General features: G+C 72.4%; 25 protein-coding genes, 1 pseudogene and 1 riboswitch. Of the genes and pseudogenes, 10 read left to right on the top strand and 16 right to left on the bottom strand.

Annotated features, from left to right (window positions below):
* Nucleotides 1-6 precede the first annotated feature (6 nt).
* Genes BJF86_RS08305 through BJF86_RS16950 form a run of 3 tightly spaced genes read right to left on the bottom strand, consistent with a single transcriptional unit; the run spans nt 7 to nt 2,812 of the window.
* The gene (locus tag BJF86_RS08305) at nt 7-837 is read right to left on the bottom strand and encodes a carbon-nitrogen family hydrolase (protein ID WP_075818070.1); all 831 of its coding nucleotides are present in this window, start codon (nt 835-837) and stop codon (nt 7-9) included.
* On the bottom strand, nt 834-2,195 hold the full coding sequence (locus BJF86_RS08300) for a bifunctional copper resistance protein CopD/cytochrome c oxidase assembly protein (protein WP_083652844.1): 1,362 nt from the start codon (nt 2,193-2,195) through the stop codon (nt 834-836). Before BJF86_RS08300 ends, BJF86_RS08305 begins: the two co-directional genes overlap by 4 nt.
* Nucleotides 2,192-2,812, bottom strand: coding sequence for a hypothetical protein (locus BJF86_RS16950; protein WP_083652842.1), 621 nt, complete (start codon nt 2,810-2,812; stop codon nt 2,192-2,194). The genes BJF86_RS08300 and BJF86_RS16950 overlap by 4 nt, the downstream gene beginning before the upstream one ends.
* Before the next feature lie 35 nt (nt 2,813-2,847).
* Between BJF86_RS16950 and BJF86_RS08295 the strand changes: the two genes are divergently transcribed.
* Complete coding sequence (locus tag BJF86_RS08295) at nt 2,848-3,756, top strand: maleylpyruvate isomerase family mycothiol-dependent enzyme (RefSeq protein ID WP_022926050.1); 909 nt, start codon at nt 2,848-2,850, stop codon at nt 3,754-3,756.
* A gap of 3 nt (nt 3,757-3,759) precedes the next feature.
* Here BJF86_RS08295 and BJF86_RS08290 read toward each other — a convergent pair whose 3' ends face one another.
* Nucleotides 3,760-4,164 (bottom strand): hypothetical protein, encoded by a 405-nt coding sequence (locus BJF86_RS08290; RefSeq protein WP_075818068.1) that lies wholly within the window; start codon nt 4,162-4,164, stop codon nt 3,760-3,762.
* Nucleotides 4,165-4,384: 220 nt separating this feature from the next.
* On the opposite strand from BJF86_RS08290, the gene BJF86_RS08285 reads away from it, so the two are divergent.
* The 3 genes from BJF86_RS08285 to BJF86_RS08275 all read left to right on the top strand — a co-directional run bounded on the left by BJF86_RS08285 (nt 4,385) and on the right by BJF86_RS08275 (nt 7,965).
* The gene (locus tag BJF86_RS08285; protein WP_075818066.1) at nt 4,385-5,524 is read left to right on the top strand and encodes a hypothetical protein; all 1,140 of its coding nucleotides are present in this window, start codon (nt 4,385-4,387) and stop codon (nt 5,522-5,524) included.
* Nucleotides 5,525-5,566: 42 nt separating this feature from the next.
* The gene (locus BJF86_RS08280) at nt 5,567-6,613 is read left to right on the top strand and encodes a hypothetical protein (protein ID WP_075818064.1); all 1,047 of its coding nucleotides are present in this window, start codon (nt 5,567-5,569) and stop codon (nt 6,611-6,613) included.
* A gap of 395 nt (nt 6,614-7,008) precedes the next feature.
* On the top strand, nt 7,009-7,965 hold the full coding sequence (locus tag BJF86_RS08275; protein WP_075818062.1) for a DUF368 domain-containing protein: 957 nt from the start codon (nt 7,009-7,011) through the stop codon (nt 7,963-7,965).
* Between the two features lie 79 nt (nt 7,966-8,044).
* Here the strand turns inward: BJF86_RS08275 and BJF86_RS08270 are convergent, their stop codons facing one another.
* From BJF86_RS08270 to BJF86_RS08255, 4 genes are all read right to left on the bottom strand, one after another.
* The gene (locus BJF86_RS08270; RefSeq protein WP_083652840.1) at nt 8,045-9,541 is read right to left on the bottom strand and encodes a dihydrolipoamide acetyltransferase family protein; all 1,497 of its coding nucleotides are present in this window, start codon (nt 9,539-9,541) and stop codon (nt 8,045-8,047) included.
* Nucleotides 9,542-9,569: 28 nt separating this feature from the next.
* On the bottom strand, nt 9,570-10,613 hold the full coding sequence (locus BJF86_RS08265) for an alpha-ketoacid dehydrogenase subunit beta (RefSeq protein WP_075818058.1): 1,044 nt from the start codon (nt 10,611-10,613) through the stop codon (nt 9,570-9,572).
* A gap of 11 nt (nt 10,614-10,624) precedes the next feature.
* Nucleotides 10,625-11,806, bottom strand: a complete 1,182-nt coding sequence (gene pdhA, locus BJF86_RS08260; protein ID WP_075818056.1) for a pyruvate dehydrogenase (acetyl-transferring) E1 component subunit alpha — start codon at nt 11,804-11,806, stop codon at nt 10,625-10,627.
* A 100-nt stretch (nt 11,807-11,906) separates the two neighbouring features.
* Nucleotides 11,907-12,284, bottom strand: coding sequence for a phage holin family protein (locus BJF86_RS08255; RefSeq protein WP_022926055.1), 378 nt, complete (start codon nt 12,282-12,284; stop codon nt 11,907-11,909).
* 135 nt (nt 12,285-12,419) lie between these two features.
* Here BJF86_RS08255 and BJF86_RS08250 point away from each other — a divergent pair, with 135 nt between their 5' ends.
* From BJF86_RS08250 to hisC, 3 genes are all read left to right on the top strand, one after another.
* Nucleotides 12,420-12,683, top strand: a complete 264-nt coding sequence (locus BJF86_RS08250; protein ID WP_083652838.1) for a type II toxin-antitoxin system VapB family antitoxin — start codon at nt 12,420-12,422, stop codon at nt 12,681-12,683.
* Complete coding sequence (locus BJF86_RS08245; RefSeq protein ID WP_075818052.1) at nt 12,680-13,069, top strand: type II toxin-antitoxin system VapC family toxin; 390 nt, start codon at nt 12,680-12,682, stop codon at nt 13,067-13,069. Before BJF86_RS08250 ends, BJF86_RS08245 begins: the two co-directional genes overlap by 4 nt.
* Nucleotides 13,070-13,259: 190 nt before the next feature.
* Nucleotides 13,260-14,603, top strand: a complete 1,344-nt coding sequence (gene hisC, locus BJF86_RS08240) for a histidinol-phosphate transaminase (protein ID WP_414819936.1) — start codon at nt 13,260-13,262, stop codon at nt 14,601-14,603.
* 227 nt (nt 14,604-14,830) lie between these two features.
* Here hisC and BJF86_RS19560 read toward each other — a convergent pair whose 3' ends face one another.
* Both BJF86_RS19560 and BJF86_RS08225 read right to left on the bottom strand, forming a co-directional pair.
* Nucleotides 14,831-15,385 (bottom strand): GNAT family N-acetyltransferase, encoded by a 555-nt coding sequence (locus BJF86_RS19560; RefSeq protein ID WP_083652835.1) that lies wholly within the window; start codon nt 15,383-15,385, stop codon nt 14,831-14,833.
* Nucleotides 15,386-15,416: 31 nt separating this feature from the next.
* Nucleotides 15,417-16,052, bottom strand: a complete 636-nt coding sequence (locus BJF86_RS08225) for a hypothetical protein (RefSeq protein ID WP_075818050.1) — start codon at nt 16,050-16,052, stop codon at nt 15,417-15,419.
* Nucleotides 16,053-16,260: 208 nt separating this feature from the next.
* Between BJF86_RS08225 and BJF86_RS08220 the strand changes: the two genes are divergently transcribed.
* Entirely contained in the window at nt 16,261-16,611 is a 351-nt protein-coding gene (locus tag BJF86_RS08220) for a hypothetical protein (RefSeq protein ID WP_143553760.1), read from the top strand.
* A gap of 7 nt (nt 16,612-16,618) precedes the next feature.
* Here BJF86_RS08220 and BJF86_RS08215 read toward each other — a convergent pair whose 3' ends face one another.
* From BJF86_RS08215 to BJF86_RS08210, 3 genes are all read right to left on the bottom strand, one after another.
* Nucleotides 16,619-17,278, bottom strand: coding sequence for a CPBP family intramembrane glutamic endopeptidase (locus BJF86_RS08215; protein ID WP_143553759.1), 660 nt, complete (start codon nt 17,276-17,278; stop codon nt 16,619-16,621).
* A complete protein-coding gene (locus BJF86_RS19555; protein WP_321166165.1) occupies nt 17,278-17,400 on the bottom strand; it encodes a hypothetical protein in 123 nt (40 codons plus the stop codon). Before BJF86_RS19555 ends, BJF86_RS08215 begins: the two co-directional genes overlap by 1 nt.
* 176 nt (nt 17,401-17,576) lie before the next feature.
* Nucleotides 17,577-18,647: a DUF2891 family protein gene (locus BJF86_RS08210; protein ID WP_075818046.1), complete on the bottom strand. Its 1,071-nt coding sequence runs from the start codon at nt 18,645-18,647 to the stop codon at nt 17,577-17,579.
* Nucleotides 18,648-18,672: 25 nt separating this feature from the next.
* Here BJF86_RS08210 and BJF86_RS08205 point away from each other — a divergent pair, with 25 nt between their 5' ends.
* Both BJF86_RS08205 and BJF86_RS08200 read left to right on the top strand, forming a co-directional pair.
* Nucleotides 18,673-19,458 carry a thioesterase family protein gene (locus BJF86_RS08205; protein ID WP_075818044.1) on the top strand — a complete coding sequence of 262 codons (786 nt, stop codon included), beginning with the start codon at nt 18,673-18,675 and terminating at the stop codon, nt 19,456-19,458.
* A 265-nt stretch (nt 19,459-19,723) separates the two neighbouring features.
* Nucleotides 19,724-20,305, top strand: a complete 582-nt coding sequence (locus BJF86_RS08200) for a hypothetical protein (protein WP_075818043.1) — start codon at nt 19,724-19,726, stop codon at nt 20,303-20,305.
* 246 nt (nt 20,306-20,551) lie between these two features.
* Here BJF86_RS08200 and BJF86_RS08195 read toward each other — a convergent pair whose 3' ends face one another.
* The 3 genes and pseudogenes from BJF86_RS08195 to BJF86_RS08185 all read right to left on the bottom strand — a co-directional run bounded on the left by BJF86_RS08195 (nt 20,552) and on the right by BJF86_RS08185 (nt 24,560).
* Complete coding sequence (locus tag BJF86_RS08195; protein ID WP_075818041.1) at nt 20,552-21,742, bottom strand: O-succinylhomoserine sulfhydrylase; 1,191 nt, start codon at nt 21,740-21,742, stop codon at nt 20,552-20,554.
* A 138-nt stretch (nt 21,743-21,880) separates the two neighbouring features.
* Nucleotides 21,881-22,869 (bottom strand): annotated as a pseudogene (locus BJF86_RS08190) (ABC transporter ATP-binding protein).
* Nucleotides 22,869-24,560 carry an ABC transporter permease gene (locus tag BJF86_RS08185; RefSeq protein WP_083652833.1) on the bottom strand — a complete coding sequence of 564 codons (1,692 nt, stop codon included), beginning with the start codon at nt 24,558-24,560 and terminating at the stop codon, nt 22,869-22,871. Before BJF86_RS08185 ends, BJF86_RS08190 begins: the two are co-directional and overlap by 1 nt.
* A riboswitch (TPP riboswitch) is annotated at nt 24,550-24,654 on the bottom strand. Its footprint overlaps the gene before it by 11 nt.
* Nucleotides 24,655-24,738: the final 84 nt, after the last annotated feature.

The raw sequence follows: 24,738 nt of genomic DNA, 5'->3' as shown, positions 1-24,738 counted from the left end.
CGGCCCTCACAGACGGCGGTCGGAGAGCACGGGGAAGGCCTCACGCACCCGCCCCACCTGCGAGGCGTCGATCTCGACCGAGAGCGTCTCCTCCCCTGCCCCAGCCTCGGCGAGCACGGAACCCGCGGGGTCGACGACCGCGCTGTGGCCGCCCATCTCGACCCCGGCGTGCGTCCCGGCGGTGTTGGCGGCGACGACGAAGCACTGGTCCTCGACCGCGCGCGCCCGCAGCAGCAGCCGCCAGTGCTCGACCCGCGCCATCGGCCAGGCCGAGGGGATGACGAAGACCTCGGCGCCGCGGTCCAGCTGGGCGCGGTAGAGCTCGGGGAAGCGCAGGTCGTAGCAGGTCGACAGCCCGCTCTTCAGCCCGTCCGCCGGGGCCGGCAGGTCGGTGACGACCACCTCGCCGCCGGCCTCCATGAGCTTCGGCTCGCCGCCGCCGAAGCCGAAGCGGTGGATCTTGCGGTAGGTCGCGCACACCTCGCCGCGCGGGTCGAGCACGACCGAGGTGTTCCACAGGTGGCGCCCCTCCTCGCCCGGCTCAACGGTCCGCTCCACCACGGACCCGGTATGCACGACCGCACCGATCTCGCGCGTCGCCTCGGCGACGGGCACCAGGGCCGGCGGCAGCTCGCCGCGCTCCAGCCCGGAGAGGTCCTGGCTGCGCTCCTCCCACTCCGTCGAGGCGAAGCCGCCGGCGCTCCACAGCTCGGGCAGCAGCACGAGGTCGTGGCCGGCGCCGGCCGAGCGCACCAGCCCGGCGACCCGATCCGCCCGGGCCTCGACGCTCTCGTCGGCACCCTCGGCATACCCGAGCTGGATGATCGCAACCCTCACCTGCTGCTCCTCTCCGCCAGCCGCTGGAGCCGCGCGTTGTAGGCGGCCAGCTCGGCGTCGTCGTCGCGCTCGGCCCGCCGGTCCGAGCGTCGGGTCTCCCGGTCGTCGCTGCGCATCCAGTCGACCATGACCATCAGCACGAGCACCACCGTCGGCAGCTCTCCCACGCCCCAGGCGATGGTGCCGCCGAGCTGCTGGTCGACGAGCAGGTCCTCGACCCAGGGCACCTCGATCGTCTTGAAGAAGCCGGGCGCGAGGAGCCAGGTGCCCTGCATCAGTGCCAGCCCGAAGAAGGCGTGCGCGGCCAGGGTCCCCAGCAGCACCATGATCCGCAACGGCGGCGCCCACCGCGGCGGGCCCGGGTCCTGCCCGACGAGCGACCAGACGAAGGCGAAGCCGGTGAGGGTGAAGTGGGCCACCATGAGCACGTGACCGGTGTGCGTGGTCAGGGCGAGCTCGAACAGCCCGGTCCAGTAGAAGGCGATGAGGCTGACGAAGAAGATGACCCCGGCGACCAGCGGGTTGGCGACGAAGGCGGCCCAGCGGGAGTGGACCACGGCAATGAGCACCTCGCGCGGCCCGAGCGTGCGGTCCTTGCGCGCCGGCAGCACGCGGTAGGCCAGCGTGATCGCCTGGGCGGGCACGAGGAAGATCGGCACCGCCATCATGAGCGTCATGTGCATGACCATGTGCTGGGAGAACATCACCCGGCCGTAGACCCCTGGAGCGCCGTTGGTCGCGTAGCCGAAGACCGCCCAGCCGAGCACCCACACGAGCAGCCGCCACCAGGGCCACCGGTCCCCGCGCCGCCAGAGGCGGACGCAGCCGACGGCATACAGACCCACCGCGAGCAGCGCGACGAGCAGGAAGAGCCAGTTGACCTGCCACACGTCCAGCAGCCGGGCCGGGGCGTAGGGCGGCGGCATGGGGTAGCCGGTGAGGGCGTAGACCGCGGTGTCCGTCGCCGCGGAGGACTCGACCTCCGGCGGGGGCGTCCGGGACAGCACGGTCCCCAGCGCGACGGCGGCGGCCATGACGGCGAGCTCGCTCGCGGCGAGCGCGGCGAAGAGCCAGGGCCGGTCGGCGCCGCGGGCGATGATCGCCCGTCGCTGGAGCACCCCGAAGGCCCCGAGCACACCCAGCAGCACCACCTTGGCCCAGATCACGGCCCAGTAGGCGGTGGTGAGGTCGCCGAGGTCGTCCGCGGTGAGCAGCGCGAAGAGGACACCGGAGAAGCCGATCGCGACGAACGACCAGGTGGCCAGCGCGGAGTAGCGACGCAGCGTCTCCGGCAGGGCCGAGCCGAGGACGGGCAGCAGCAGGCCCAGCGCCATGAGCCCGCCGACCCAGACGGTCATCCCGCCCAGGTGCAGCAGCAGCGCGGTGACGGCCGTCTCGTGGCCGTCGGTGCCGCTGGCGTGGCCGCCGTAGGCTGCGGCACCAGGGCGGCCAGCGCGAGCGCCGCGGACCAGGCGAGCGCGCCCCGGGTCCGCGCCGCCGCGGCCAGCGGCACGAGCAGCGCGACGAGGAGCACCTCGATCAGCCGTAACCGGAGCGGCTCCAGGCCCCAGAGGTTGGCGGTGAGGTCGGACAGGTAGCCCGGTGTGCTCGGCGGTATGCCCGCCAGGTCGCCGAAGCCGACGACGAGGATCGCTGCGGCGCAGGTGGCCCAGAGCAGCGCGGCCAGGGCGGCGACGCGGGCGGCGGTGCGGCGCCGGTCGGTCTCCCGGCCCTCCCGCACCAGGAAGGCCGCGACCACGAGCAGGCCGATGGTGAGCGCCGCGGCCAGGTGGTGGACCGTCTCGACGACGACCATCCCCCAGCGCACGAGCGGCCCGGCGTCGCCGATGACCAGCGGCGCCGCCGCCCCGCTCAGCGCGGCGGCCGGGACCGCGACGACGAGCGCGGTCAGGACCGTGGTGACGGGGACCGTCCAGCGCAGTGCCGCTGGGGTCGCGGCAGGGGGCACGGGCATACCTCCATGGTAGGTCGCCTCGTTAGGCTGGCCGTATGGTCGTCCACCCCGCCCCGCCCGCCGACGTGCCCGGCTTCGTCGAGGCATACCGCCAGGTGCTGCTGTCCCTGGTCAACGTCTGCGACGGGCTGCGCGAGGCCGAGTGGGAGCTGCCCACCGACTGCCCCGGGTGGAGCGTCCGCGACCACGTGGCGCACGTCGTGCACGTCGAGGACTACCTCTCCGGCTCCGCCCAGCCCGTCGTCGAGGAGACGATCGAGGTCGGCACGCCCGAGCACGTGCGCAACGACCTCGGTGTCTGGATGGAGCAGGGGCTGCGCTCGCGGGCCGCCCTCTCCCCCGAGCAGCTGCTGGCCGAGCTCCGCTCCCTCGTCGAGATCCGCACGGCGGACCTGTATGCCCCGGACCTGGAGCTGGAGTCGACGGTCCGCTCGATCCGTGACCAGGAGGCGCGCTTCGTCGACCTGGTGCGGCTGCGGCTGTGCGACATCTGGACCCACGAGCAGGACATCCGGGAGGCGGTGGGACGCCCCGGGTCGCTCGACGGCGACGGGGCCGCGCAGTGGACCGCGATGGTGCTCGACGCCGTGCCGCGCGTCGTGCTGCGCCGCGTGGCGCCGGAGCCGGGGACGGTGGTCATCGTCGAGAGCACCGGCCCGGTGACCGGGCGGGCCGGTGTGCGGGTCGACGTCGACGAGGCCGGTGAGCCGGTCGCGCACGAGCTCTTCACCGGCCACTCGGCGGCCGAGGAGGAGGACGACGTGCCGGTCACCGAGTCCGATTCGGGCGTGGGGTCGTCGCCGACGACCACGATCGCGATGTCCACCCACGCGCTGGCCCGCCGCACCGCCGGCCGCACGCCCACCGGGCAGACGGCATACCACGTGAGCGGCGACGAGGAGCTGGCCCGCCGGGTGCTCGACGCGCTGACGCTGACGCGGTGACGCTCAGCGCGCGCGCAGGCCGCGGCTGAAGCCCCACAGCCCGCCGACGAAGATCGCCAGCACCCCGAGCGCGGTGCCGGCCACCCACAGCCCGGGCGGCCACTGCAGCGTGAGGTCCAGGATGACGCCGACCAGCGCGATGAGCAGCGCCCCCTGCCCCGCGAGCCTGGTCGCGCGGAACTGCGCCATCGCTTCGTCGCGGTCCGCCTCGCTGCCGGTGAGCAGCCGCGCGGCCGGCTCGAGCCGCCGGGTGACCGCGTGCAGCACGCCGTAGCCGAGGAAGAACGCCGCGCCGATCACGGCGACCCGGGTGTTGCCGCGGGACATCCCCGCGACGAAGATGACGACCGCCGCGAGCGTGGTGAGGATCGTCAGGAGGCGGTCCTGCAGGCGCGGGCGGGCGGGCATATCTCGATGGTATGCGTCGGGTGCACCTAGCCTGTCCGTTTCTCGCCGCCGGGTCCGTCACCCTCGCGCTGAGCGAGCACGAGGGTGCGGGCCATCCGTTCGGCGGCCTTCTCCATCAACGGGGCCATCCGATCGCATCAAGGACGGCGCGGAGTGGCGCGCCGGGAAGATCTCCGATGCCTGGGACGCCCTCGCCGAGGTCTCCAAGGCCTGGGAGGCGATGGCGGCCTGGTGGGAGAACCTGACGGCCGACCTGGGCGCGTGGATCGACGAGAACCTCGCCAACGTCCGCGAGTGGTTCAAGAACAACGTCATCATCCTCCGCGTCATCGCCGTCATCCTGAAGGTTGTCGGCTGGGTGCTCGTCGTCGTCGGTGCCGTGCTGCTGATCCTGTCTGTCGTCGCCAGCATGACCGGGATCGGGGCGCTGGCCGGAGTGCCCGGCGCGGGGGTGGCCATCGCGCTCATGGGAGGCGGTGCCGCTCTCATCGGCGCCGGAGACATGGTCGACACCGTCGCCGACTGGGGCGAGGGCAAGATCGACGGCCAGGAGCTCGTGAAGCGGCTTGCGATGGAAGGGGCCTTCACCGCTGTCTCCGCTCTCATCCCGGGAGGAGCGTTCGGCCGTCTGGGCCGCAAGCTGCTCGACCAGCTCCCGGCGTCAATGAAGCGCAAGATCACCGACTTCCTCGACCGTCTCCTCAAGCGGGATCAACCGCCCACGCCCACACCGCGAGGCCCTGGACCGGGCGATCTCCCGGGCAAGAACCGACCTCTGGTCGGTGGCAGCGCGGACAACCCCCGACGGTACGAGTACGACAGCCCGGGCGAGTCACTGCGCAACAGCCCCGAGCCGAGCTATGCAGACCTGGACGACATCGACGTGGATGCCGCCTACCCGATCGGCACCCGCGAGCACCTCTATCAGCGCTGGCAGGAGTACATCGACCGGCATGATAAGGCTGGCACCACTCCGTGGAGCTGGGAGCGCTGGCACAACAGCACGATCAGCAACTGGGGCCGACAGCGCAAGGGCGAGGCCTACGAGCAGGCCTTCTGGGACGACCATGGCTTCCGTGTTGATGACGGCTGGCGCCGCAACAGGAAGGTGCAGCTGGAGAACGGCCGGACACGCAACTACGACTACGTCGACGAGTCCAACGGTATCGCCTACGAGCTCAAGTCCGGCGGCAACCCGAGCACCGCACAGATCCAGAAGGACGCGGAGATGATTCGCGAGCGGGAGTGGACGATCATCTACATCCTCAGCGACGAACCGAGCGCCGCGGCACAGCGCCGGATGCGGGAGGCGGGCATCGAGTGGGAGGTCTGGGTAGGAACGGGCACCCCCACAGGCTAAGTTCGAGTACGTAACCAGAGCACCGAGAGGACGAGACAGAAGATGCCGTGGTGGAAGCGTTCCGCAGGTGGTGACGACGACGCGGGTGCCGGAGGGGGAACGACCGGCAGCGCCGGCGGTGGTGGCGTGAGCGCGGGTCTGCCGGCGTCGGGTGAGTTGTTCGAGACGTGGCTGGAGGAGATGGACCCGAAGATCACCGGGTTCGAGATGTTCGGGCTACCGAAGGGCTTCTCCGCGCGGATCTACTCCCGGGACGCCTTGGGCGAGCTGCAGCCAGTGATCCGGGACCGGCTCGGCACTCCCGAAACCGTGACCGACGGGTCCGAGACAGCCTTCGTCGACGGCGCGATCCGCCTCATCGGGCAGACCCTGATCCGGCACATCGGCGGCCACTGGCACTACACCACCGACCCCGACGTGCCCTGGCGCGGCCGACCCGTCCTCGTCCTAGACGTCCCACACTCCAGCGAGGACGACCCGATCGACGTCCTCAAGCTGCTCATCAACACGATCAAGCGGCCGCAGGCCGACGTGCTCCTCGACGTCTTCGACACCAACCACGCCGCCAAACCCCACCACGACCAACCCACCGACAGCCCCGGCCTTCTCACCCAACCACCCGCCGAACCCGGCACCCGCCTCGCGGCCTGGCTGAAGACCATGGACACCGAGCTCCAGGCCTGGAAGACCGGACCCGCCGCCCCCGCCGACCGGTGGGATCACTCCCTGGACTCCCTGACCACCCTGGGCCACTGGATCCTGGAACGCTACCCCGAAGGCACCGACTGGCTCCGCGGCGACATCACCCCCGAACAAGAACACGAACTCACCGGCGCCGTCCGCTACATCGGCCAGACCCTCCTCACCCACTACCCCGGACGCTGGTACTACAACGAGGCGGAGAAAGACGATTACGACCCGTTCGCCGGCACCGCTTGGGTGTCCCGCGACCACCCCGAGACCCTCGACCCCATCTCCACGGTGCCGGAAGTCAGCATCGGAGCCGTCCTGCGCTACCGCGACCCCGAATGCGTCACCGAGGATGCTGAGCGGTACGCCCCACGCCACCTGCGCCGCAAGAGTGGCTAGTCAGCAGTTCCTGGTGTTGCGCTGGCCCTCATCCGCCCCTTCTCGGGAACGACCTGAAAGCCACAAAGACCAGACTCGGCCAACACCCAGACGAAGTCGGCTACGCAGCGGATCATCAGCAGCGCCGAGGAACCGGAGAACTCCTCCTGTCACGCACAGAGGATGACTGCTGGACGGTCGCGGCATACGAGCGGGACCACATTCTGCACCCTCGCTACTTCGACACAGAAGACATGGCGATCCGCTGGTTGGCTGAGCGTGCGATACATCGATCCACCCAGGCTGTCGTCAGTCGGTCCCAGGAGGACAGGGCGCGTGTGAACGCCCGGCGCGCCCAGCCTCCCACCGAAGACTGCCTCGGAGTAGGTGGCTGCACTCCCACTAGGCTGCTCGGCGTGACCGACACCTCCTCCGCCACGGCTCAGACGTCCGGCCGCAGCCGGCTGCTGCTGCCCCTGGACCTGCTGCGCGGCTTCCTCATCGGCATGGCCGAGCTCATCCCGGGTGTCTCTGGCGGGACGGTCGCGCTGGTGACCGGGCTCTACGAGCAGCTCATCGGCTCGGCCTCGCACGTCGTGTCCGCCGCCAAGGCGCTCGTCGTGGGCGGCGAGCAGGGCCGCGTCGCCAGCGCGCTCATCGAGCTGCGCCGGACCAACTGGTGGCTGCTCCTGCCTGTGGTCCTCGGGATGGGCCTGGCGGTCCTCACGATGGCCGGGGTGATGAGCAGGTTCGTCACCCACACGCCCGAGCACGCGCGCGGACTCTTCCTCGGCATGGTCGCCATGAGCGTCCTCGTGCCGCTGCGGATGCTCCCCGAGCGCCGCCGGCCGGTCTGGCTCGAGGTCGTCCTCGCCGTGGGTGCGGCCTTGCTCGCCTGGACGCTCATCGGCCTGGCCGGTGGGGGCACCGTCTCCAACCCGCCGCTCATCCTCGTCTTCGCCGTCGCCGCCGTCGCGATCTGCGCGCTCGTCGTCCCGGGTGTCTCCGGCTCCTTCTTCCTGCTGGCCGTCGGTCTCTACACCACCACCCTGGAGGCGGTCGACTCCCGCGACCTCGTCTACATCGGCGTCTTCGCCCTCGGCGCCATCACCGGCCTGGCCTCTTTCGTCCAGCTCATCAGCTGGCTGCTGGAGCACCACCGGCGCAGCACGCTGCTGGTCATGTCAGGACTCATGGTCGGCTCGCTGCGCGCGCTGTGGCCCTGGCAGGAGTCCGCGGGCGACGACCACGGGCCGGGTGCGCTGGTCGCTCCCTACGACCCGGTCCTCGGTCCCACCATGCTCACCCTGCTCGGTGCGGGGGTCGTGGCCGCGCTGGTCGTCGTCGAGGCCCGCAGCAGCGACGACGAGTAAGCGACCTTGCACGCCAGCACCGAGGCCATCCACGATTTCTGCGGCCGGAGCCCCAGAAACGCATGTCCAGAACCTGAGGTCAGGTCCAGGCGAGAGCGCGAGCCGGGTCCTCCAGCAGGGCGGCCAGGTCGGCGAGGAACCGCGAGCCGAGCTCGCCGTCGATGAGCCGGTGGTCGAAGCTCACCGCCAGCTGGGTCACCCAGCGCGGCTCGATCCGCTCCTCGTCCCCGCTGCCCACGACCCACGGCATACGCCGGACGGCGCCGAAGGCGACGATCGCCGACTCGCCGGGGTTGATGATCGGGGTGCCGGTGTCGACGCCGAAGACGCCCACGTTGGTGATCGTGATCGTCCCGCCGGACATGTCGGCCGGCTGCGTCCTCCCGGCCTTGGCGGTCGCGACGAGGTCCGTCATCGCCTCGGCGAGCTGACGCAGGTCCATGAGGTCGGCGTCCTTGATGTTGGGCACGACCAGCCCGCGCGGGGTCGCCGCGGCGATGCCGAGGTTGACGTAGTTGCGCTGCACGATCTGCTGGGCGTCCTCGTCCCAGACGGCGTTCATCCCCGGGTTGCGCCGCACCGCGACGGTCATCGCCTTGGCCAGCACGAGCAGCGGGTTGATCCGCAGGTCGCGCAGCTCCCGGTCGGCCTTGAGCCGGTCGATCAGCTCCATCGTGCGGCTGACATCGACGGTGATGAACTCGGTGACGTGCGGCGCGCTGAAGGCCGACCCGACCATGGCCTGCGCGGTCATCTTGCGCACGCCCTTGACGTCGATCCGCTCCTCCCGCTCACCGGAGCGGTCGAAGACCGGCCGCTGGTATGCCTTCGGGCGGGGGGCTTCGCCCCCCGCCTGCTCCCCGGACCGGGTCGCCTCGGGCGATGTGGCCCCGGAGTCGCCGCGTGAGGCAGCGGCAGAAGGAGCTGAGTCTTCGCCGGGGTCCTCTGAGGGCGGTGCCGGGATCTCTGCCCCTGCCCCCCGCAGGTGCGCGTCGATGTCGGAGCGGCGCACGATGCCGGTCGGTCCGGCGGCGGGCACCTGGTTGATGTCGACGCCGCGGTCCTGGGCATACTTCCGCACCGGCGGGGACGCCTTGGCCTTGCGCTGCGGGGTCGTGGCCGCCTCGGCCTCGGCGCCCGAGGCCCCCCGGCGCCGCTTGCGCCGGGTGGTCGAGCCCTCGATCGCGCCGTAGCCGACGAGCACCGCCTCCCGCTTGCTGCCGGTGCCGCCCTCGCCGCCCTCGGGCGGGCTGGGCACCAGGTCGTCGGAGGCCGCGGCCTGCTCGTCGGTGACGTCCTCGGCGTCGGTGCCGCCTGACCCACTGGAGCCCCCCTCGCCGCTCCCGTCGTCGACGACGACGATGGGCGTGCCGACCTCGACCTCGTCGCCTTCCGCGGCGAGCAGCTCGGTGACCGTGCCGTCATACGGGATCGGCAGCTCGACCAGCGACTTGGCGGTCTCGACCTCGACGACGATGTCGTTGGTCTTCACGGTGTCGCCGACGGCGACCTTCCACTCGACGATGGTGGCCTCGACGAGACCTTCGCCGGGGTCGGGGAGCTTGAACTCTGGCACGAAGATCGCCTCTCTGTGGCGTGAGCCGTCAGTATGCGAGCAGGGTCTCGACCGCGTGCAGGACGCGGTCGAGGTCGGGGAGGAAGACCTCCTCGTGCCGGCTCGGCGGGTAGGGGATGTTGTAGCCGCCGACCCGCAGGACCGGCGCCTCGAGGTGGTAGAAGCAGTGCTCCTGGACGTGCGCGGCCAGCTCGGAGGTGATGCTGGAGAAGGTCTGCGCCTCGGACAGCGCGATGCAGCGTCCGGTCTTGCTCACCGACTCCTCGATGAGCTCGGTGTCCAGCGGCGAGAGCGAGCGCAGGTCGATCACCTCGATCGAGGGGCCGTCCTCCAGCTCGGCGGCCTGCGCCGCGGCGTGCGCGACCTTGACCATGGGGCCGTAGGTCAGCACCGTGACGTCGCTGCCCTCGACCCGGACCACACCCTCACCCAGCGCGTGCGGCGCGTCGTCGAGGGAGGCCCCCGATCCGGCCTCGCCGAGGTCGAGCACCCCGCGCTCGTGGTAGCGCCGCTTGGGCTCGTAGAAGACGACCGGGTCGTCGCTGGCGATCGCCTGCTGCATCATCCAGTAGGCGTCCTCGGTGCTCGAGCAGGTCACGACCCGCAGGCCCGCGGTGTGCGCGAAGTAGGACTCGTTGGACTCGCTGTGGTGCTCCACCGCGCCGATGCCGCCGCCGTAGGGGATGCGGATGACCATCGGCACCTTGAGCGCGCCGAGGCTGCGGTTGTGCATCTTGGCGACCTGGCTGACGATCTGGTCGAAGGCGGGGTAGACGAAGCCGTCGAACTGGATCTCCACCACCGGCCGGTAGCCGCGCAGCGCCATCCCGACGGCCGCACCCATGATCCCGGCCTCGGCGAGCGGGGTGTCGATGACCCGGTCCTCGCCGAAGTCCTTCTGCAGCCCCTCCGTGATCCGGAAGACGCCGCCGAGCTTGCCGACGTCCTCCCCCATGAGGACGACCTTGGGGTCGCGTTCCATCGCCGCGCGCATCCCCGCGTTGAGCGCCTTGGCGATCGTCATCCGGGTGCCGCTGCTCGCGCCGCCGCGCGCCTGTGCCTGCGTGCTCATCGCCTCGCCCCTCAGTCCTCGAACCCGGCCTCGTAGTCCGCGAAGGACGCGGACTCACGCTCGATCAGCGGGTGCGGCTCGGCATACACGTGCGCGAACATCTCCTCGTGCGGCGGGTCGGGCATCGTCTGGCAGGCCTTGCGGATCCGCTTGGCGAGCTCGTCGGCCTCTCCTTCAGTCTGCTCGACCCAGGCGTCGTCGATCGCACCCTCGGCCGTGAGGTATGCCTTCATCCGGTCGATCGGGTCCTTCGCCTTCCACGCGTCGACCTCGGCGGAGATGCGGTACTTCGTCGGGTCGTCAGAGGTGGTGTGCGCGCCCATCCGGTAGGTGAACGCCTCGATGAGCGTCGGGCCCTGGCCGCTGCGGGCCCGGTCGAGGGCATACCTCGTGACGGCGTAGCTGGCGAGGACGTCGTTGCCGTCGACCCGGATGCCGGGGAAGCCGAAGCCGTCCGCGCGGCGGTAGGGCGGGATGGTGAACTGCCGGTCGTTGGGCTCGGAGATCGCCCAGTGATTGTTCTGCACGTAGAAGACGACCGGGGCGTTGGTCACCGAGGCGAAGACGAGGGCCTCGTTGAAGTCGCCCTGCGCGGTGCCGCCGTCGCCGGTGAAGGCCATGACAGCGGTGTCCCGGTCGGCGTCGCCGGTCGCGACATCACCGTCGCGGGCCACGCCCATGGCATACCCGACCGCGTGCAGCATCTGGTTGCCGATGACGATCGTGTAGAGGTGGAAGTTGTACTCGTGGGAGTCCCAGCCGCCGTGGTTGACCCCGCGGAACATGCCGAGCAGGTTCTCCGGGGGCACCCCCTTGCACCAGGCGACGCCGTGCTCGCGGTAGCCGGGGAAGCCGTAGTCCTGCGGGCGCATCGCGCGGCCGGCGCCGACCTGGGCGGCCTCCTGGCCCAGCAGGCTGGGCCAGAGCCCGAGCTCCCCCTGACGCTGCAGCGCGAAGCCCTCGGCGTCGACGCGTCGGACGAGGATGAGGTCGCGCAGGAGGCCGACCATGGCCTCGTGGTCGACATCCTCGAGGTATGCCGCGTAGGGCTCGGTGGTCTCGCTCGGCTCGACGCGGGTGCCGTCGGCGGCCAGGAACTGGACCATGTCGGGCCCGCCGTCGGTGATGTCGCGCTCGGGCGGTTCGTGACCGGTGGGGCTGCCGCTGCTGGCCGCGACCTCGTCGTCGCTCACGCGTGACTCCTTCGTGCTGGGGGCGTGTCACGGGACGTTACCGCAGACGTCAGCCTGACCTCGGGGCATGCTGAGCGTGCCGGGCCGGGCACCGGCATGCTCAGTCGCGACCGTCGGGCAGGAGCATCCCGACGACCATCGAGACGGCCGAGACGATGACCGCCCCGAGGACAGCGTCCCACCAGAAGTCGTCCACCCGGAAGTCCAGGCCGAGCACGCCGGCGAGCCACGAGGTCAGCAGCAGCATGAGGGCGTTGACCACGACGAGGAACAGGCCCAGCGTGAGGATGATGAACGGCAGCGACAGCAGCTGGGCCAGCGGCCGGACCACGGCGTTGACCACGCCGAAGACCGCGGCCACGAGCACGACGGTGAGCACCGTCGACCACCCCTGCCCGCCGAACTCGATGCCGGACACGAGGGCCGAGGCGACCCAGAGGGCCACGCCGTTGGCGACGACGGTCGCGAGGATCTTCATGCCGCTCATCGTCCCACGGGCGGTCGGCTCGGTGCGGGGCCGTCCGAAAGGTCGGGGTGCTGCCGGTGGGGCCGGCCGGGCAGGAGGTAGAACGGTAGACCGGCGCGAGGGTAGACTGGCGCCAAGAGCCTCAACATCAAGAGCGAGCGGGTCCATGCCCTCGCCCGAGAGGCCGCGCGCGTGACCGGGCGGTCGCAGATCGGCGCCGTCGAGGAGGCGCTGACCCGGCTGCTGCGCGACTACGAGATCGATCCGGACAGGGCGGGGCTGGAGCCCCGCATGGAGCGGGTGAGGGCGGTGGTCGACGCCTTCGCCGCTGCCGACGCCCAGCTCGGACCAGAGGTGGGGATCACCACGACCGACGATCTCTACGACGACCGGACCGGGCTCCCCCGATGATCGTCGACTCCTCCGCGCTGCTCGCGATCGTGCAGGCCGAGGAGGGCTTCGAGGACCTCGCCCGGACGGCGCTCGCGCACCCGTGCCGCATGTCGGCGGCGACCTGGCTAGAGGTCGGCATCGTGGCCGACCAGCGGTCCACCACGCACGGCGCCCGCCTGGACGACCTGGTGCGCGAGCTCGCCATCGAGGTCGTGCCCGTGACGCCGCGGGACGCTGAGGTGGCGCGGGCGGCATACCGGCGCTTCGGTCGTGGCTCCGGCCACCCGGCACGGCTCGACCACGGCGACTGCTTCGCGTATGCCCTCTCCGTCACCAGCGGCGAGCCGTTGCTCTTCGTCGGGGACGACTTCCTGGCGACCGACGTGCTCCCGGCGCGTCGCTGACCTCGCCAGCCTCGGTCATACCTGGGCACGCTTGCTGGGGCGGAGCCGAGGAAATATCTGCAGCCTTGCTTCAGCAAGCGTGCACAGGTGCGGCTGGGGTTCCTGTGGCGTGCACAGGCTGCAGATCCGTGCACAGGGAGGGGCTGAGGGTAGGCAGCTCCGTCCGCGGAGCCCTGGATACGCTGAGCTCATGACCGACCAGCCCGCGCCCGTCCGTCTCCGCAGCACCCTGGCCGGGGTGCCGGCCTACGTCCCGGGCAAGCCGCCGGCGCCGGTCGAGGGGGTCACGGCATACAAGATCTCCTCCAACGAGAACCCCTTCCCCCCGCTGCCCTCGGTCACGCAGGCCATCTCGGACGCCGCGCAGCAGGTCAACCGCTACCCCGACATGGGCGTGGTCGCGCTCACCGAGGCGCTGGCCGTGCGGCTGGGCGTCCCCGTCGAGCAGCTGGCCACCGGCACCGGCAGCGTCGCGGTCCTCGCGCAGCTCGTGGCCATCGCGTGCGACCCGGGCGACGAGGTGGTGTATGCCTGGCGCAGCTTCGAGGCCTACCCCATCGTCGTGGCGCTCTCCGGGGCGCGCTCGGTGCAGGTGCCGCTGACCGATGACGCGCGGCACGACCTCGACGCCATGGCCGAGGCGATCACCGACCGCACCCGGCTGGTGCTCGTCTGCACGCCCAACAACCCGACCGGTCCGGCGGTCACGGAGGCCGAGCTGAGGGCCTTCCTCGACCGGGTGCCCCGCGACCTCATCGTCGTGATCGACGAGGCCTACCTGGAGTTCACCACCGAGGAGACCGTCCCGGACGCGCTCGCGATCGCCCGGGAGCGCCCCAACGTCGTGGTCCTGCGCACCTTCTCCAAGGCCTACGGCCTGGCCGGGCTGCGGGTGGGGTATGCCGTCGCCCATCCTGAGGTCGCCACGGCCCTGCGCAAGGCGGCCACCCCGTTCGGCGTCACCGACCTCGCGCAGCACGCAGCGATCGCGAGCCTGGCGGCCGAGGACGAGCTGCTCGCCCGGGTCGAGGAGCTCGTCGCCGAGCGCGAGCGGGTCGTGGCCGCGCTGCGCGAGCAGGGGTGGTCGGTGCCGCAGGCCCAGGGCAACTTCTGCTGGCTGCCGCTGCTCGACGACGCCGTGCCCTTCGCCCAGGCCGCCCAGGCGCGCGGGCTCATGGTGCGGCCGTTCGCCGGCGACGGGGTGCGCTGCACGATCGGCGAGACCGAGGCCAACGACCGGCTGCTGGACGTTTGCGCGCAGTGGCTCCAGCGCGAGGCTGAGCGCCCCGTTCACCGCCCCCGTCGGCGCACGGCGACCCGCGTCAGGGTCGAGACCACCCAGGTCATACCCCAGCTGGTCACCAGCACGACGAGCGAAGGCAGCAGCACCCCCTGGCCCTGCTGGGCGAAGGCGAGCCCGAAGAACCACGGCACGGTCATCCCGACGGCCCCCGCCGTCGCCATCATCCAGGCGCGGCCACGCGGCCCGGCGATGAGCTGGGCCGCGACCGCCATGACCGCCAGGTTGCCGTAGGCCATGAGCACCTGGAAGACCTCGCCGGAGCCGCGCTGCACGCTCCACGACTGCCCCGCGACCCACGCGAGGACCCCGCCGAGCAGCATGATCGGCAGGCCCTTGCGCAGGGAGCCGGTCGCCACGGCGCTGGATCCGTGCGGGGAGAGAGTCATCGGGCCTCCTCGGGTCCCGCCCACGATAGTGGGAGTGGGACCCTCGCGCCCGCGACCGGCAGCGGCACCCGGTCAGCCACCGCTGACCGGCGAGACCGACTCCCCCGCATAGGTCACGACCTGGCCCGGCCGCACCTGCGTGCCGCGCCGCATCACGGTCTCACCGTCCACGGCGACCTCGCCGTTCTCGATGACCATGCGGGCCATCGCGCCGTCGGGCACCAGCCCGGCGAGCTTGAGCAGCTGGCCCAGGCGGATGCTCTGGTCGCGGATCTCGACGGTGGGCACGTCGTCGGGCTCGTCTTCGCCGACCACCTCGTCGTCGTGCCGCGGTTGCGCCACGTCCCCAGCACCCACGATCAGGTCGGCGTGCTCGGGGTGCTCGGCGACGTAGCGTGGGACGAACGGGCAGGTGGGCCGCACCCGCAGCCCTTCGTCCCGGGCATACCCCAGCGCCTCCTCGACCAGCCGGCCGCCGAGTCCCTGACCGCGCGCCTCGGGCTGGACGACCGTGTGCTGCAGGTCGAGGACGCCGCCCTCCAGCTCGTAGGACAGGTAGCCGATCTCGCGGTCCTCGGACCGGGCGACCCAGCGCTCGCGTTCGGGCAGGTGGTCGATCTGCGTCATGCGCCCAGGGTATGCCGCGCCCCGCCGGTCCCTACGCGGTGCCGCCGTCGGTGGTCGCCGTGGAGTCCTCCTCGCCGGTGCCCGACCCGTCCTGCCCGGTCGAGCCGTCCGGGTCCCAGGGCAGGTCCTTGGTTCCCTCCTGGCCGGGCGCCGTGCCCTGCCCCTCCCCTGGCGCGCCACCAGGCACCATGCCGCCGCCCGGTCCACCGAGCCCGGTCATCGGCTCGTCGAGCAGGGCGGTGAGCTGCTCCTCGGTCTCGGTGACCAGGGCGTCGACGAGCTCCAGGCGCGCCACGCCCTGGGCGTCGGCCACCTCGCCCAGGGTCGTGCCCTCGGCCAGCTGGGTGAGCAGATCCTCCTCGTCCAGGCCCAGCACCTCCGCGGCGGTCGCGAGCGAGAGTCCCTGCGAGCCGGCCATCGCGCCGGGCCCGGGCGCGGCCGGCATCCCGGGCTCCTGCGGGGTCGTGCCGTCGGGCGTCGTGCCCTCCGGCGTCGGCGCACCCTCCGGCGCCTGGGGCGCGTCCGGCTCGGCGGTGCCCGCTGCGGCGTCGACCGTCGTGGTCGTCTGCTCGTCGTCCTCAGCGAGGCTCGGGACGGCCACACCGAAGCCGATGACGGCGGCGGTCAGGCCCGTGACACCGAGGGCGGTGGCGGTGGAGGTCTTCATGGTGGATCCTTCCGGCTCGTCGGTCCGCCGCAGGGAGCGGCGATGACCCCACGCTCCGCTCCCCCGGTATGCCCCTGCCCAGCGCGACCTGTGCCTCACCTGTCAGTCCCGAGGTCAGGTCCCGGCGGGCCCGGTCGAGCCCCCACCGCTTCCGCACGCCCCTACAGTGGTCCGCAGGACCCGGATGCGCCGTGACCAGGGAGGTGACATGGCTGCCGACCGCAGACCCGCCGCGTGGCACGTCGTCATCCTCGTGTGCCTCCTCCCGACCGTGTCGGCGTGCCTGGGCGACCCGCCGCCGGACCCTGCCTCCGCACCGCTCGAGGTCGTCCTCGACGGGTGCGGCCTCAACCGCGACGAGGTCGCGCCCGGCGAGCACGAGGTCAGCGTGGTCGGCGAGGGCAGGCTCGTCGTCACGGATGCGGCGGGCCAGGAGGTCCTGCGACTGCCCGATGGCACCAGCACCCTGGCCACGACGGCCCAGACCTACACGATGACCTGCGTGGTCGAGGGCGAGGAGACCACCGCGACGCTGACCTCGGTCGCCGCGGGCGGCTGAGTCAGGCTCAGAGCCAGTCGACCCGGCCGGCGAGCGCGGCATACCCGACGAAGGCCACGACGTCGAGCAGCGTGTGCGCCACGACGAGCGGCATGACCCGGCGGGTGCGGGTGTAGAACCAGCCGAGGATCACGCCCATCGCGACGTTGCCGATGAAGCCGCCGAAGCCCTGGTAGAGGTGGTAGCTGCCGCGCAGCAGCGCCGAGGTCACGATGATCGTCCACGTCGACCAGCCGGCCTGCGCCCACCTGGTGAAGAGGTAGCCCACGACGACCACCTCCTCCACCACGGCGTTCTGCACGGCGGCGAGCACGAGGACCGGCACCGCCCACCAGACGTCCGCGAGGTTCGAGGGGGCGACGGTGGTGTTGACGCCCAGCTCGCGTGCGAGGAGATAGAGCCCGAGGCCGGGTATGCCGATCACGGCGGCGAGCATCGTCCCCTGGGCGAGGTCGCGGAGGGGACGTGACCGGTCGAGCCCGAGCAGCCGCCAGGGACGCGCGACGTCCCGCCCGAGCAGGTGGACGGCCAGCACCACGGGCACGAGGGCGAGCCCGATGCCGACGAGCTGATAGGCCAGGTCGAGCCAGGGCCGGTCGGGGGTGGCGCTGGTGTTCATGCTCGTCGTCTGCGCCGCGAGGCCGCCCTCGGCGGTCAGCTTGCGCATCAGGGACAGGACCGACCAGATCGCCGAGGCCCCGAGCTGACGCCGAGCACGAGCAGGGTCTCGACGAGCAGGCTGCGCCGCGACAGCGCGGTGGGCGGTGCCGGCGGACCCTGGGTGCTCACCCGCTCAGCCTAGGTGCGGCCGGCGCGCGTCAGTCGTCGTCCCGTCGAAGTCCCCCGTGACCGTCGCCTCGGCCCCGCCGCTCCACCTCAGCTCCTGCTCCACCTCTTCGTGCACCCCGGCGCGTGGCGAGCGGCGCTGCACCCTGGAAGGGCCACACGCCCCTATACCTCAGCGCTCACGACCGGTCCAGGGCACCGTCGGCGAGCAGCGCGAAGGACACCAGCCAGTGGGTGGCCATGAAGTCGCCGTCCGTGATGTGGCCCAGCACCGCGCCCTCCTGCTCGTCGGCCGCCGCCCGCAGCCGTGCGGCCGCTTGCTCGTGCCCCCAGGGTGCCAGAGCCCGCAGCGCCCAGGCCCGCGACAAGGCGAGCCCGAGCAGGTGGGCGCCCTGGCCGTCGGTCGGGTCGAGCACCTGGGGGACCGCCAGCAGGTGCTCGTGCCGACCTTCGCCGAGCCCGGGCAGCACCCGCTCGAGCCAGCGCCGCGCGTCGCCCGGCTCGAGCACCGCCGTCATGAGCAGCGCCTCGGTGAGCGCCGGCGACAGGAAGTCCGACCCGCCGGGCTCGGCGTCCGTGGGCGCCGGCCCGTCGTCGGCGAACCACGCCCGCGCCGCCTCCTCGCAGGCGCGCACCACGTCCTCCCGGCCCAGCCGGCCGTAGGCGTCGCGCAGGAGCAGCAGGGCGAAGGCGTCGTTCTGGTGCTTGCCGTGGCGGACGGGGTAGGCCTGCCGCGGCAGGTGCTCCAGCACCCGCTCCGCGAGGAGGTCCGCCAGCGGGGCGAGGCCCCGCGCCCAGCGGGCGGCCCGCGCGTCACGCTCGCCGAGCTCGCGGGTGGCAGCCGCGAGCTGGGCGGCCCAGGCCCAGCCGTAGGGCCGCTCGAACCCGGGGCGGGCGCGCAGGTAGGCGACCTCCACCTGCAGGTGTTCCGGCGTGAGCCGCTCCTCCAGCAGCGAGCGCGCGGCGGCGGCCTCGCGCTCGCCGAGCGCACCGGCATACCTCGTGAGCAGGGTGACCAGCGACCACTGCATGTGCACGCAGGAGTGCCAGTCGAGGGCGCCGTAGAAGGCCGGGTGCAGCCGGTGCGGCGTGACGTCGGTGTCGTCCGGGCCGGTGACGACGTGCGCCGGCGCCCAGGGGTATGCCGTGCCGATCACCTCGAGGGCGATCCTGCTCCAGTCCGCAGCGTGCCGCGCGGCGGTGGTGGCTGCGCCGGTCGCGTCGCCCGGGGTCGTTGCGCGAGGTGGCATGGGTCCATTACTACACTCGCGCACCATGACGGCGGACGGGCGGCACTACTTCACAGCGCTGGGCGAGGGGAGGTATCAGCCGACCGAGCACGTGCAGGGGGCCTGGTCGCCGGACGAGCAGCACGTGGCCCCGGTCATCGGGCTGCTGCTGCACACGCTGGAGCTGAACCATCCGCGCGAGGACCTGCAGTGGGCGCGGCTGAGCGTCGACATCCTGGGCTTCATCCGCCGCGAGGAGATGACCGTCACGACCCGGGTGCTCCGGCCGGGGCGCACCATCGAGCTGCTGGAGTCCAGCGTCGAGATCGCCGGTCGTGCTGCGGTCCGGATGACCGCGTGGCGGCTGGTCACGGGCGACACCACCGCCGTGGCCGAGACCGAGCACGCCGACCTGCCCGGCCCCGAAGGTCTCAAGGCGTGGACCGGGATGGACCACTGGGACGGCGGCTTCATCCGCTCGCTGGACTTCCGCTCGGTGCCCGGGTCGCGGGCCGGGCGCGGCCGCACCTGGGTGCGGACGTCCGTGCCCCTGGTCGACGGTGCGGAGGAGGCCTCGGCCCTGGCCTCGTGGGTGGGGCTGCTGGACACGGCCAACGGGACCGCGGGGCGGGCGGCGCCGCACGACTGGGCCTTCCCCAACGTCGATCTGACGCTCCACCTGCACCGCCTGCCCGAGGGGCCGTGGGTGGGGCTGGACACCCGCGTCTCGTGGGGCCCGACCGGCGTGGGCCAGACCTCGAGCGTCGTGCACGACGAGGCGGGTCCGGTGGGCACGCTGGTGCAGGCGCTGACCCTGCGCCCGGCGCGCTGAGGCATACCTCGAGTGGATGTGATGCAGATCACAGTATCTGGGCGCAACGAATCGGCTCTCACCGACGTCTAGGTAGTGTCGGTTCGGGACAGCCGACACACCCCGTCGTGAGGGGCCGCACTCGTGCGGGACGGTGGGGGTGACAGGAGGGTGGGGCGCCGGATCAGGGACCGGCGCCCCACACTCTCACCCTCATCGCACCGCGGATCACGCCCCCGATGCACCGACCTACACTGGCGGGGACGCGACCTGGAGGTGTCATCCCATGACCCGCACCCGCCCGATCACGCTCGCCCTCGCGGCTCTCTCGCTCAGCGTCGCGCTCGCCGGCTGCGGTGAGACCGATGCGACCGCAGGGGCCGGACCGACCGCGTCGTCGGCCGGCGTGAGCGACGAGGCTGCCGGGGAGAGTGGCGACGAGACCGGCGACGAGACCACCGAGGACGGGAGCACCGTGACCAAGGACGAGCCCATCGGGGACACGCCGATCCAGACCGGACCTGCCGGTGAGGCGTCGCTGCCGCTCGGGGCCGTGCCTGACGCGATCGTGCAGCGCGACGACGTCCAGGCCGCGATCGACGCGGAGGCCAAGCGGGCCGGGGTCCGCCGTGAGGCCGTGACGGTGGCGGGATATGCCGACGTCACGTGGAGCGACGGCTCGATCGGCTGCCCGCGCGAGGGGATGATGTATACCCAGGCGCTCGTCCCCGGGCACCAGCTCGTCCTGGAGGTCGACGGCGAGCACGCGAGCTATCACGCGGCGCAGGGCAAGGACTTCAGCTTCTGCGCCCAGCCCGTCGGCCCGGCGACCTCGGAGTCCTCCGGCGGGCCCGTCACCGACCGCTGAGGCATACCGGCCCGCAGCCACAACCACTGCGGCACACCGGCCCGCAGCCACGACCGCTGCGGCACACCGGGCGCTCCGACCGTGACCACCGGGACGTCGCGCGCGGCCGGCCTGCTCTTCCCTTCAGCCCCAGGCGTCCCACCCGCCCCGAAACGCCGGGACATTCTGATCCGCGCAGGTTATAGCTCGCGCGGATCAGAGTTTCCCGGCATCACGTGATGAGCGGTGCCTATGGGGCGGACGAGGTCAGCCGAAGGCGGCCGCGAAGCCCCGCTCCAGGTCGGCGCGCAGGTCGTCGACGTCCTCGAGCCCGACCGACAGCCGGATCGTCCCCTCGGTGATGCCCGCGGCCCGGCGCGCCTCCTCCGGCAGCCGCCGGTGGGTCGTCGTCGCCGGGTGGGTGGTCAGCGACTTCGTGTCACCCAGGTTGTTGGAGATGTCGACCACCTGCAGCGCGTTCATGAAGGCGAACGTCTCCTCCTGCCCGGCGTCGAGGGTGAAGGTCACCACGGTCCCGCCGCCGGTCATCTGCCGCCGCGCGAGCTCGGCCTGCGGATGCGACTCCAGCCAGGGATGGTGCACGGCCAGCACCCGCGGGTCGGCCTCGAGCTCCTGCGCGAGGCTGAGCGCGGTGGCCGCCTGCCGCTCGACGCGCAGGGCCATCGTCTCCAGCCCCTTGAGCGTGACCCAGGCGTTGAAGGGCGACATCGCCGGTCCGGTATGCCGCAGCAGCGTCTGGATCGGGCCCGCCACGAGCTCCTCCGGGCCCAGGATCATGCCGCCCATGACCCGGCCCTGACCGTCGATGTGCTTGGTCGTGGAGTAGACGACGATGTCGGCGCCGTGGTCCAGCGGCCGCGAGAAGACCGGCGTGCCGAAGACGTTGTCGACCACGACCGTGGCGCCGGCCGCGTGGGCGAGCTCGCTCACCGCCGCGATGTCCACGAGCTCCTGGGTCGGGTTGCTCGGGGTCTCGAAGAAGACGGCCGCGGCCGGGGTGGCGAGCGCCTCGCGCCAGGCGTCGAGGTCGGTGCCGTCGACGAAGGTGCTCTCGACGCCCCAGCGCCGCAGCACCTCGTCGATGATGACGAAGCAGGAGCCGAAGAGCGCCCGGCTCGCGACGATCCGGTCACCGGCGGCGCACAGCCCGCCGAGCGCGGTGAAGACGGCGGACATCCCCGAGGCGGTGGCCTGCGCCGCCTCGGCGCCGTGCATGACCCGCATCCGCTCCTCGAGCATGGCGACCGTCGGGTTGCCGTAGCGGCTGTAGACGAAGCGCTCGATCTTCTCCTCGAACGCCGCCTGCGCCTCCTGCGCGCTGGAGTAGACGTAGCCCGAGGTCGGGTAGAGCGCCTCGGCCGTCTCGTCGAAGGGGCTGCGCATGAGGCCGCCGCGCACCGCGAGCGTGTCCGGCCGCCATCCGTCAGGGGTCTCCATGGGGCACCAATCTAGGGCCTGACACCCGCGGTTCCGGCATCGGCATACCTCCTTGCGGTATGCAGGTCCTTCCGCCCGAAGCGCGCGTCACGCAGCAACGCGGCAGGTTCCGCACAGATGCGCCGCCTCGACCGCAGATCAGTCGGGGAGCGGGGCGACGCCGCGGCGATCCACCGCGAGCCTGACGGTGTCGCCGACCTGCGGCCCGAGGTCGGCGGAGAGGGCCTCGCAACGACCGAGCCCCTCGACGTCGACGGTGAGGTGCACGGCGTCGGAGACGGTGGTGGACCGGCGGACCGTGCCGGAGAGCGTGCCCCGCGGGTCGACCCGCAGCGCGCTGCGGCGCAGGGCCACCGGCCCGGACGCCCGGTCGGGTGGGAGGTGCTGGCGCAGGACGGCTGCGGCGGGGCCCTCGAGGATCGTGTCGTAGCCGATGAAGGCCGCGACCTCGCGGGAGGCCGGCGTGTGCCAGACCTCGGTGGAGGCACCCTCCTGGGCGATCCGGCCCTGCAGCATGACGGCCATCCGGTCGGCCACGGAGAAGGCCTCGTCGTGGTCGTGCGTGACGAGGATCGCGGTGGTGCCGGTCGAGACGAGGATCTCCCGCAGGTCCCCGGCGAGCCGGTCCCGCAGCGCCCGGTCCAGCGAGCTGAGCGGCTCGTCGAGCAGCAGCAGCTCGGGGTCGGCGGCCAGCGACCGGGCGAGCGCGACGCGCTGCTGCTCGCCGCCGGAGAGGGTGGCGGGGCGGCGGTCGGCATACCCGGGCAGCCCGACGAGATCGAGCAGCTCGGCGACCCGGGCGGCCCGCGCGCCGCGCCCGACCCCGCGCAACCGCAGCGGGTAGCCGATGTTGTCCCCCACGCTCGCCTGGGCGAAGAGCTGCCCGTCCTGGAACATCAGGCGAAGCCACGCTCGTGCGTGGGCACGCCGGCGAGGTCGGTGCCGCGCCAGCGGATGGTGCCGGCGGAGGGTTGCTCCAGCCCGGCGACCGCCCGCAGCAGCGTGGACTTGCCGCAGCCCGACGGCCCGAGGACCGCGAGGACGTCACCCCGCGCCACCTGCAGCGACACGTGGTCGACGGCGGTGGCCCCGGGGAAGGTCACGGTGAGATCGGTGAGCTCGAGCATCAGAACGCCCCTACCGAGCCGACCCGCAGCCGCTCGACCACGCCCATGACGACGACGGTCACCAGCGCGAGCAGCACGCTGGCGGCGAGCGCCATCCCGAGGTGGTCGGCGCCGGGCCGGGAGATGAGCTGGTAGATGACGACGGGCACGGTAGGCCGGTCCGGTCGGGCGAGGAAGCTGGTCGCGCCGAACTCCCCCAGCGAGACGGCGAAGGCGAAGCCGGTCGCCGCGAGCAGCGGGCGGGCCAGCACGGGCGCTTCGGCGGTCCACGCCGCTCGCCACGGCCCGGCGCCGAGCGTCGCGGCCGCCTCGCGCTGGCGCGGGTCGACCGAGCGCAGCACCGGGGCCAGGGTCCGCACGACGAGCGGCAGCGCCACCATGGCCTGCGCGATCGGCACGAGGATCGGGGAGGTGCGCAGGTCCAGCGGCGGACGGTCCAGGGTGATGAGGAAACCGAAGCCGACGGTCACCGCGGAGATCCCGAGCGGCAGCATGAAGACCCCGTCCAGGACCGACACGGTGCGCGCCCACCCCGGCCGACGTGGCCGACGGGAGACGATGACCGCGACGACGAGCCCGAGGATCATCGCGAGCACGGTGGCGTCGACCGCGGTGCGCAGCGAGTTGGCCATCGCCTCGGTCACGCTGACCCGCAGGGCGTTCGTCGCCTCCGGGTCGGTCAGCGCACGGTAGTGGGCCAGGCCCCACCCCTGCCCCACCCGCAGCGACCGGGCGACGAGCGTGCCGACCGGCAGCAGCACGAAGCCGACGACCAGGGCGGTCACCGCCAGGGCGGGTGTGTCGTCGCGCCGGGGGCGGCGCGCGGAGGCCCGGACGTCGACCCGGCGCAGCGCCTGCTCGCGGGTGCTCCGGGCGCGGGCGGCCACGGCGAGCATCGCCACGACGGCGACGAGCTGGAGGACCGACAGGACGGCCGCGCCCTGCAGGTCGAGGAACTGCACGGTCAGCAGGTAGATCTCGGTCTCGATGGTGCCGTAGCGCAGCCCGCCGAGGGTGAGCACGACTCCGAAGGCGGTGGAGCAGAAGAGGAAGACGAGGGTGCCGGCCGAGATGACGCCGGGCGCGAGCGCGGGGAGGGTGACGGTGCGCCATACCTGCCAGGGCGTCGCGCCCAGGGTCGCGGCGGACTCCTCGGCGCGCCGGTCCATCCCCTCCCAGAGCCCGCCGACGGTCCGCACGACGACGGCGAGGTTGAAGAAGACGAAGGCGAGCAGGATCGGCACCCACGTGCCGTCCAGCCCGAGGCCGCCCAGCGGCCCGCCGTCGGAGAGCAGCGAGCGGAACATCACGCCGACCACGACCGTCGGCAGCACGAACGGCATGACGACCACGGCGCGCAGCAACGTCCGGCCGGGGAAGCGCAGCCGGTAGAGGACGAAGGCGACCGGGATCCCGAGCAGCAGGGTGACGACGGTGCCGGCCAGCGAGCTGACGAAGGTGAAGGTCAGGACGCGCAGGGTGCGGGCACGACCAAGCACCTCCGGGACCGCGCTGAGGTCGAGCCGGCCCTCCGGCCACAGCCCCCGCGCGAGCATCCCGCCCACCGGCAGCGCGAAGAAGACCGTGAGGAACGCCAGCGGGATCACCGCGGCCAGCCCGAGGGCGATGCCCGGGCCGCTGAGGTATGCCGACGGCCCGCGTCGCGCTCGGGGCGCGGCAGGCTGGTCCACGTCGACTCCCTTCGCCGGTGCTAGCCGGAGCAGGTGCTCTAAGGGTCTGCGGGCCGTGCCGCACTCTCAGCTCGAGGCTCCCCTGTCGGTCGCCCGAAGCCTACAGGGCAGGCCGGGCCCGGGGTGCCCAGGGTCGGGGTCCACCCGGACGATCCGGCGCGCGGGAGGCGACCGGCCG

This window comes from Serinicoccus sp. CNJ-927, from assembly GCF_001942435.1.
In the GTDB taxonomy this organism is placed as follows: Bacteria; Actinomycetota; Actinomycetes; order Actinomycetales; family Dermatophilaceae; genus Ornithinicoccus; species Ornithinicoccus marinus.
This window is presented reverse-complemented; position numbering and strand designations above follow the sequence as displayed.

Bases quoted from the DNA above. Each gene is read 5' to 3' on its own strand.
- BJF86_RS08285 (WP_075818066.1), top strand. From the start codon at position 4,385: ATGGCGGCCTGGTGGGAGAACCTGACGGCCGACCTGGGCGCGTGGATC.
- BJF86_RS08200 (WP_075818043.1), top strand. From the start codon at position 19,724: ATGACCCGCACCCGCCCGATCACGCTCGCCCTCGCGGCTCTCTCGCTC.
- BJF86_RS08225 (WP_075818050.1), bottom strand. From the start codon at position 16,052: ATGAAGACCTCCACCGCCACCGCCCTCGGTGTCACGGGCCTGACCGCC.
- BJF86_RS16950 (WP_083652842.1), bottom strand. From the start codon at position 2,812: ATGCCCGTGCCCCCTGCCGCGACCCCAGCGGCACTGCGCTGGACGGTC.
- BJF86_RS08210 (WP_075818046.1), bottom strand. From the start codon at position 18,647: ATGCCACCTCGCGCAACGACCCCGGGCGACGCGACCGGCGCAGCCACC.
- BJF86_RS08220 (WP_143553760.1), top strand. From the start codon at position 16,261: ATGGCTGCCGACCGCAGACCCGCCGCGTGGCACGTCGTCATCCTCGTG.
- BJF86_RS08215 (WP_143553759.1), bottom strand. From the start codon at position 17,278: ATGCGCAAGCTGACCGCCGAGGGCGGCCTCGCGGCGCAGACGACGAGC.
- BJF86_RS19560 (WP_083652835.1), bottom strand. From the start codon at position 15,385: ATGACGCAGATCGACCACCTGCCCGAACGCGAGCGCTGGGTCGCCCGG.
- BJF86_RS08205 (WP_075818044.1), top strand. From the start codon at position 18,673: ATGACGGCGGACGGGCGGCACTACTTCACAGCGCTGGGCGAGGGGAGG.
- BJF86_RS08255 (WP_022926055.1), bottom strand. From the start codon at position 12,284: ATGAAGATCCTCGCGACCGTCGTCGCCAACGGCGTGGCCCTCTGGGTC.
- BJF86_RS08195 (WP_075818041.1), bottom strand. From the start codon at position 21,742: ATGGAGACCCCTGACGGATGGCGGCCGGACACGCTCGCGGTGCGCGGC.
- hisC (WP_414819936.1), top strand. From the start codon at position 13,260: ATGACCGACCAGCCCGCGCCCGTCCGTCTCCGCAGCACCCTGGCCGGG.
- BJF86_RS08280 (WP_075818064.1), top strand. From the start codon at position 5,567: ATGCCGTGGTGGAAGCGTTCCGCAGGTGGTGACGACGACGCGGGTGCC.
- BJF86_RS08300 (WP_083652844.1), bottom strand. From the start codon at position 2,195: ATGACCGTCTGGGTCGGCGGGCTCATGGCGCTGGGCCTGCTGCTGCCC.
- BJF86_RS08290 (WP_075818068.1), bottom strand. From the start codon at position 4,164: ATGCCCGCCCGCCCGCGCCTGCAGGACCGCCTCCTGACGATCCTCACC.
- BJF86_RS08245 (WP_075818052.1), top strand. From the start codon at position 12,680: ATGATCGTCGACTCCTCCGCGCTGCTCGCGATCGTGCAGGCCGAGGAG.
- BJF86_RS08295 (WP_022926050.1), top strand. From the start codon at position 2,848: ATGGTCGTCCACCCCGCCCCGCCCGCCGACGTGCCCGGCTTCGTCGAG.
- BJF86_RS08265 (WP_075818058.1), bottom strand. From the start codon at position 10,613: ATGAGCACGCAGGCACAGGCGCGCGGCGGCGCGAGCAGCGGCACCCGG.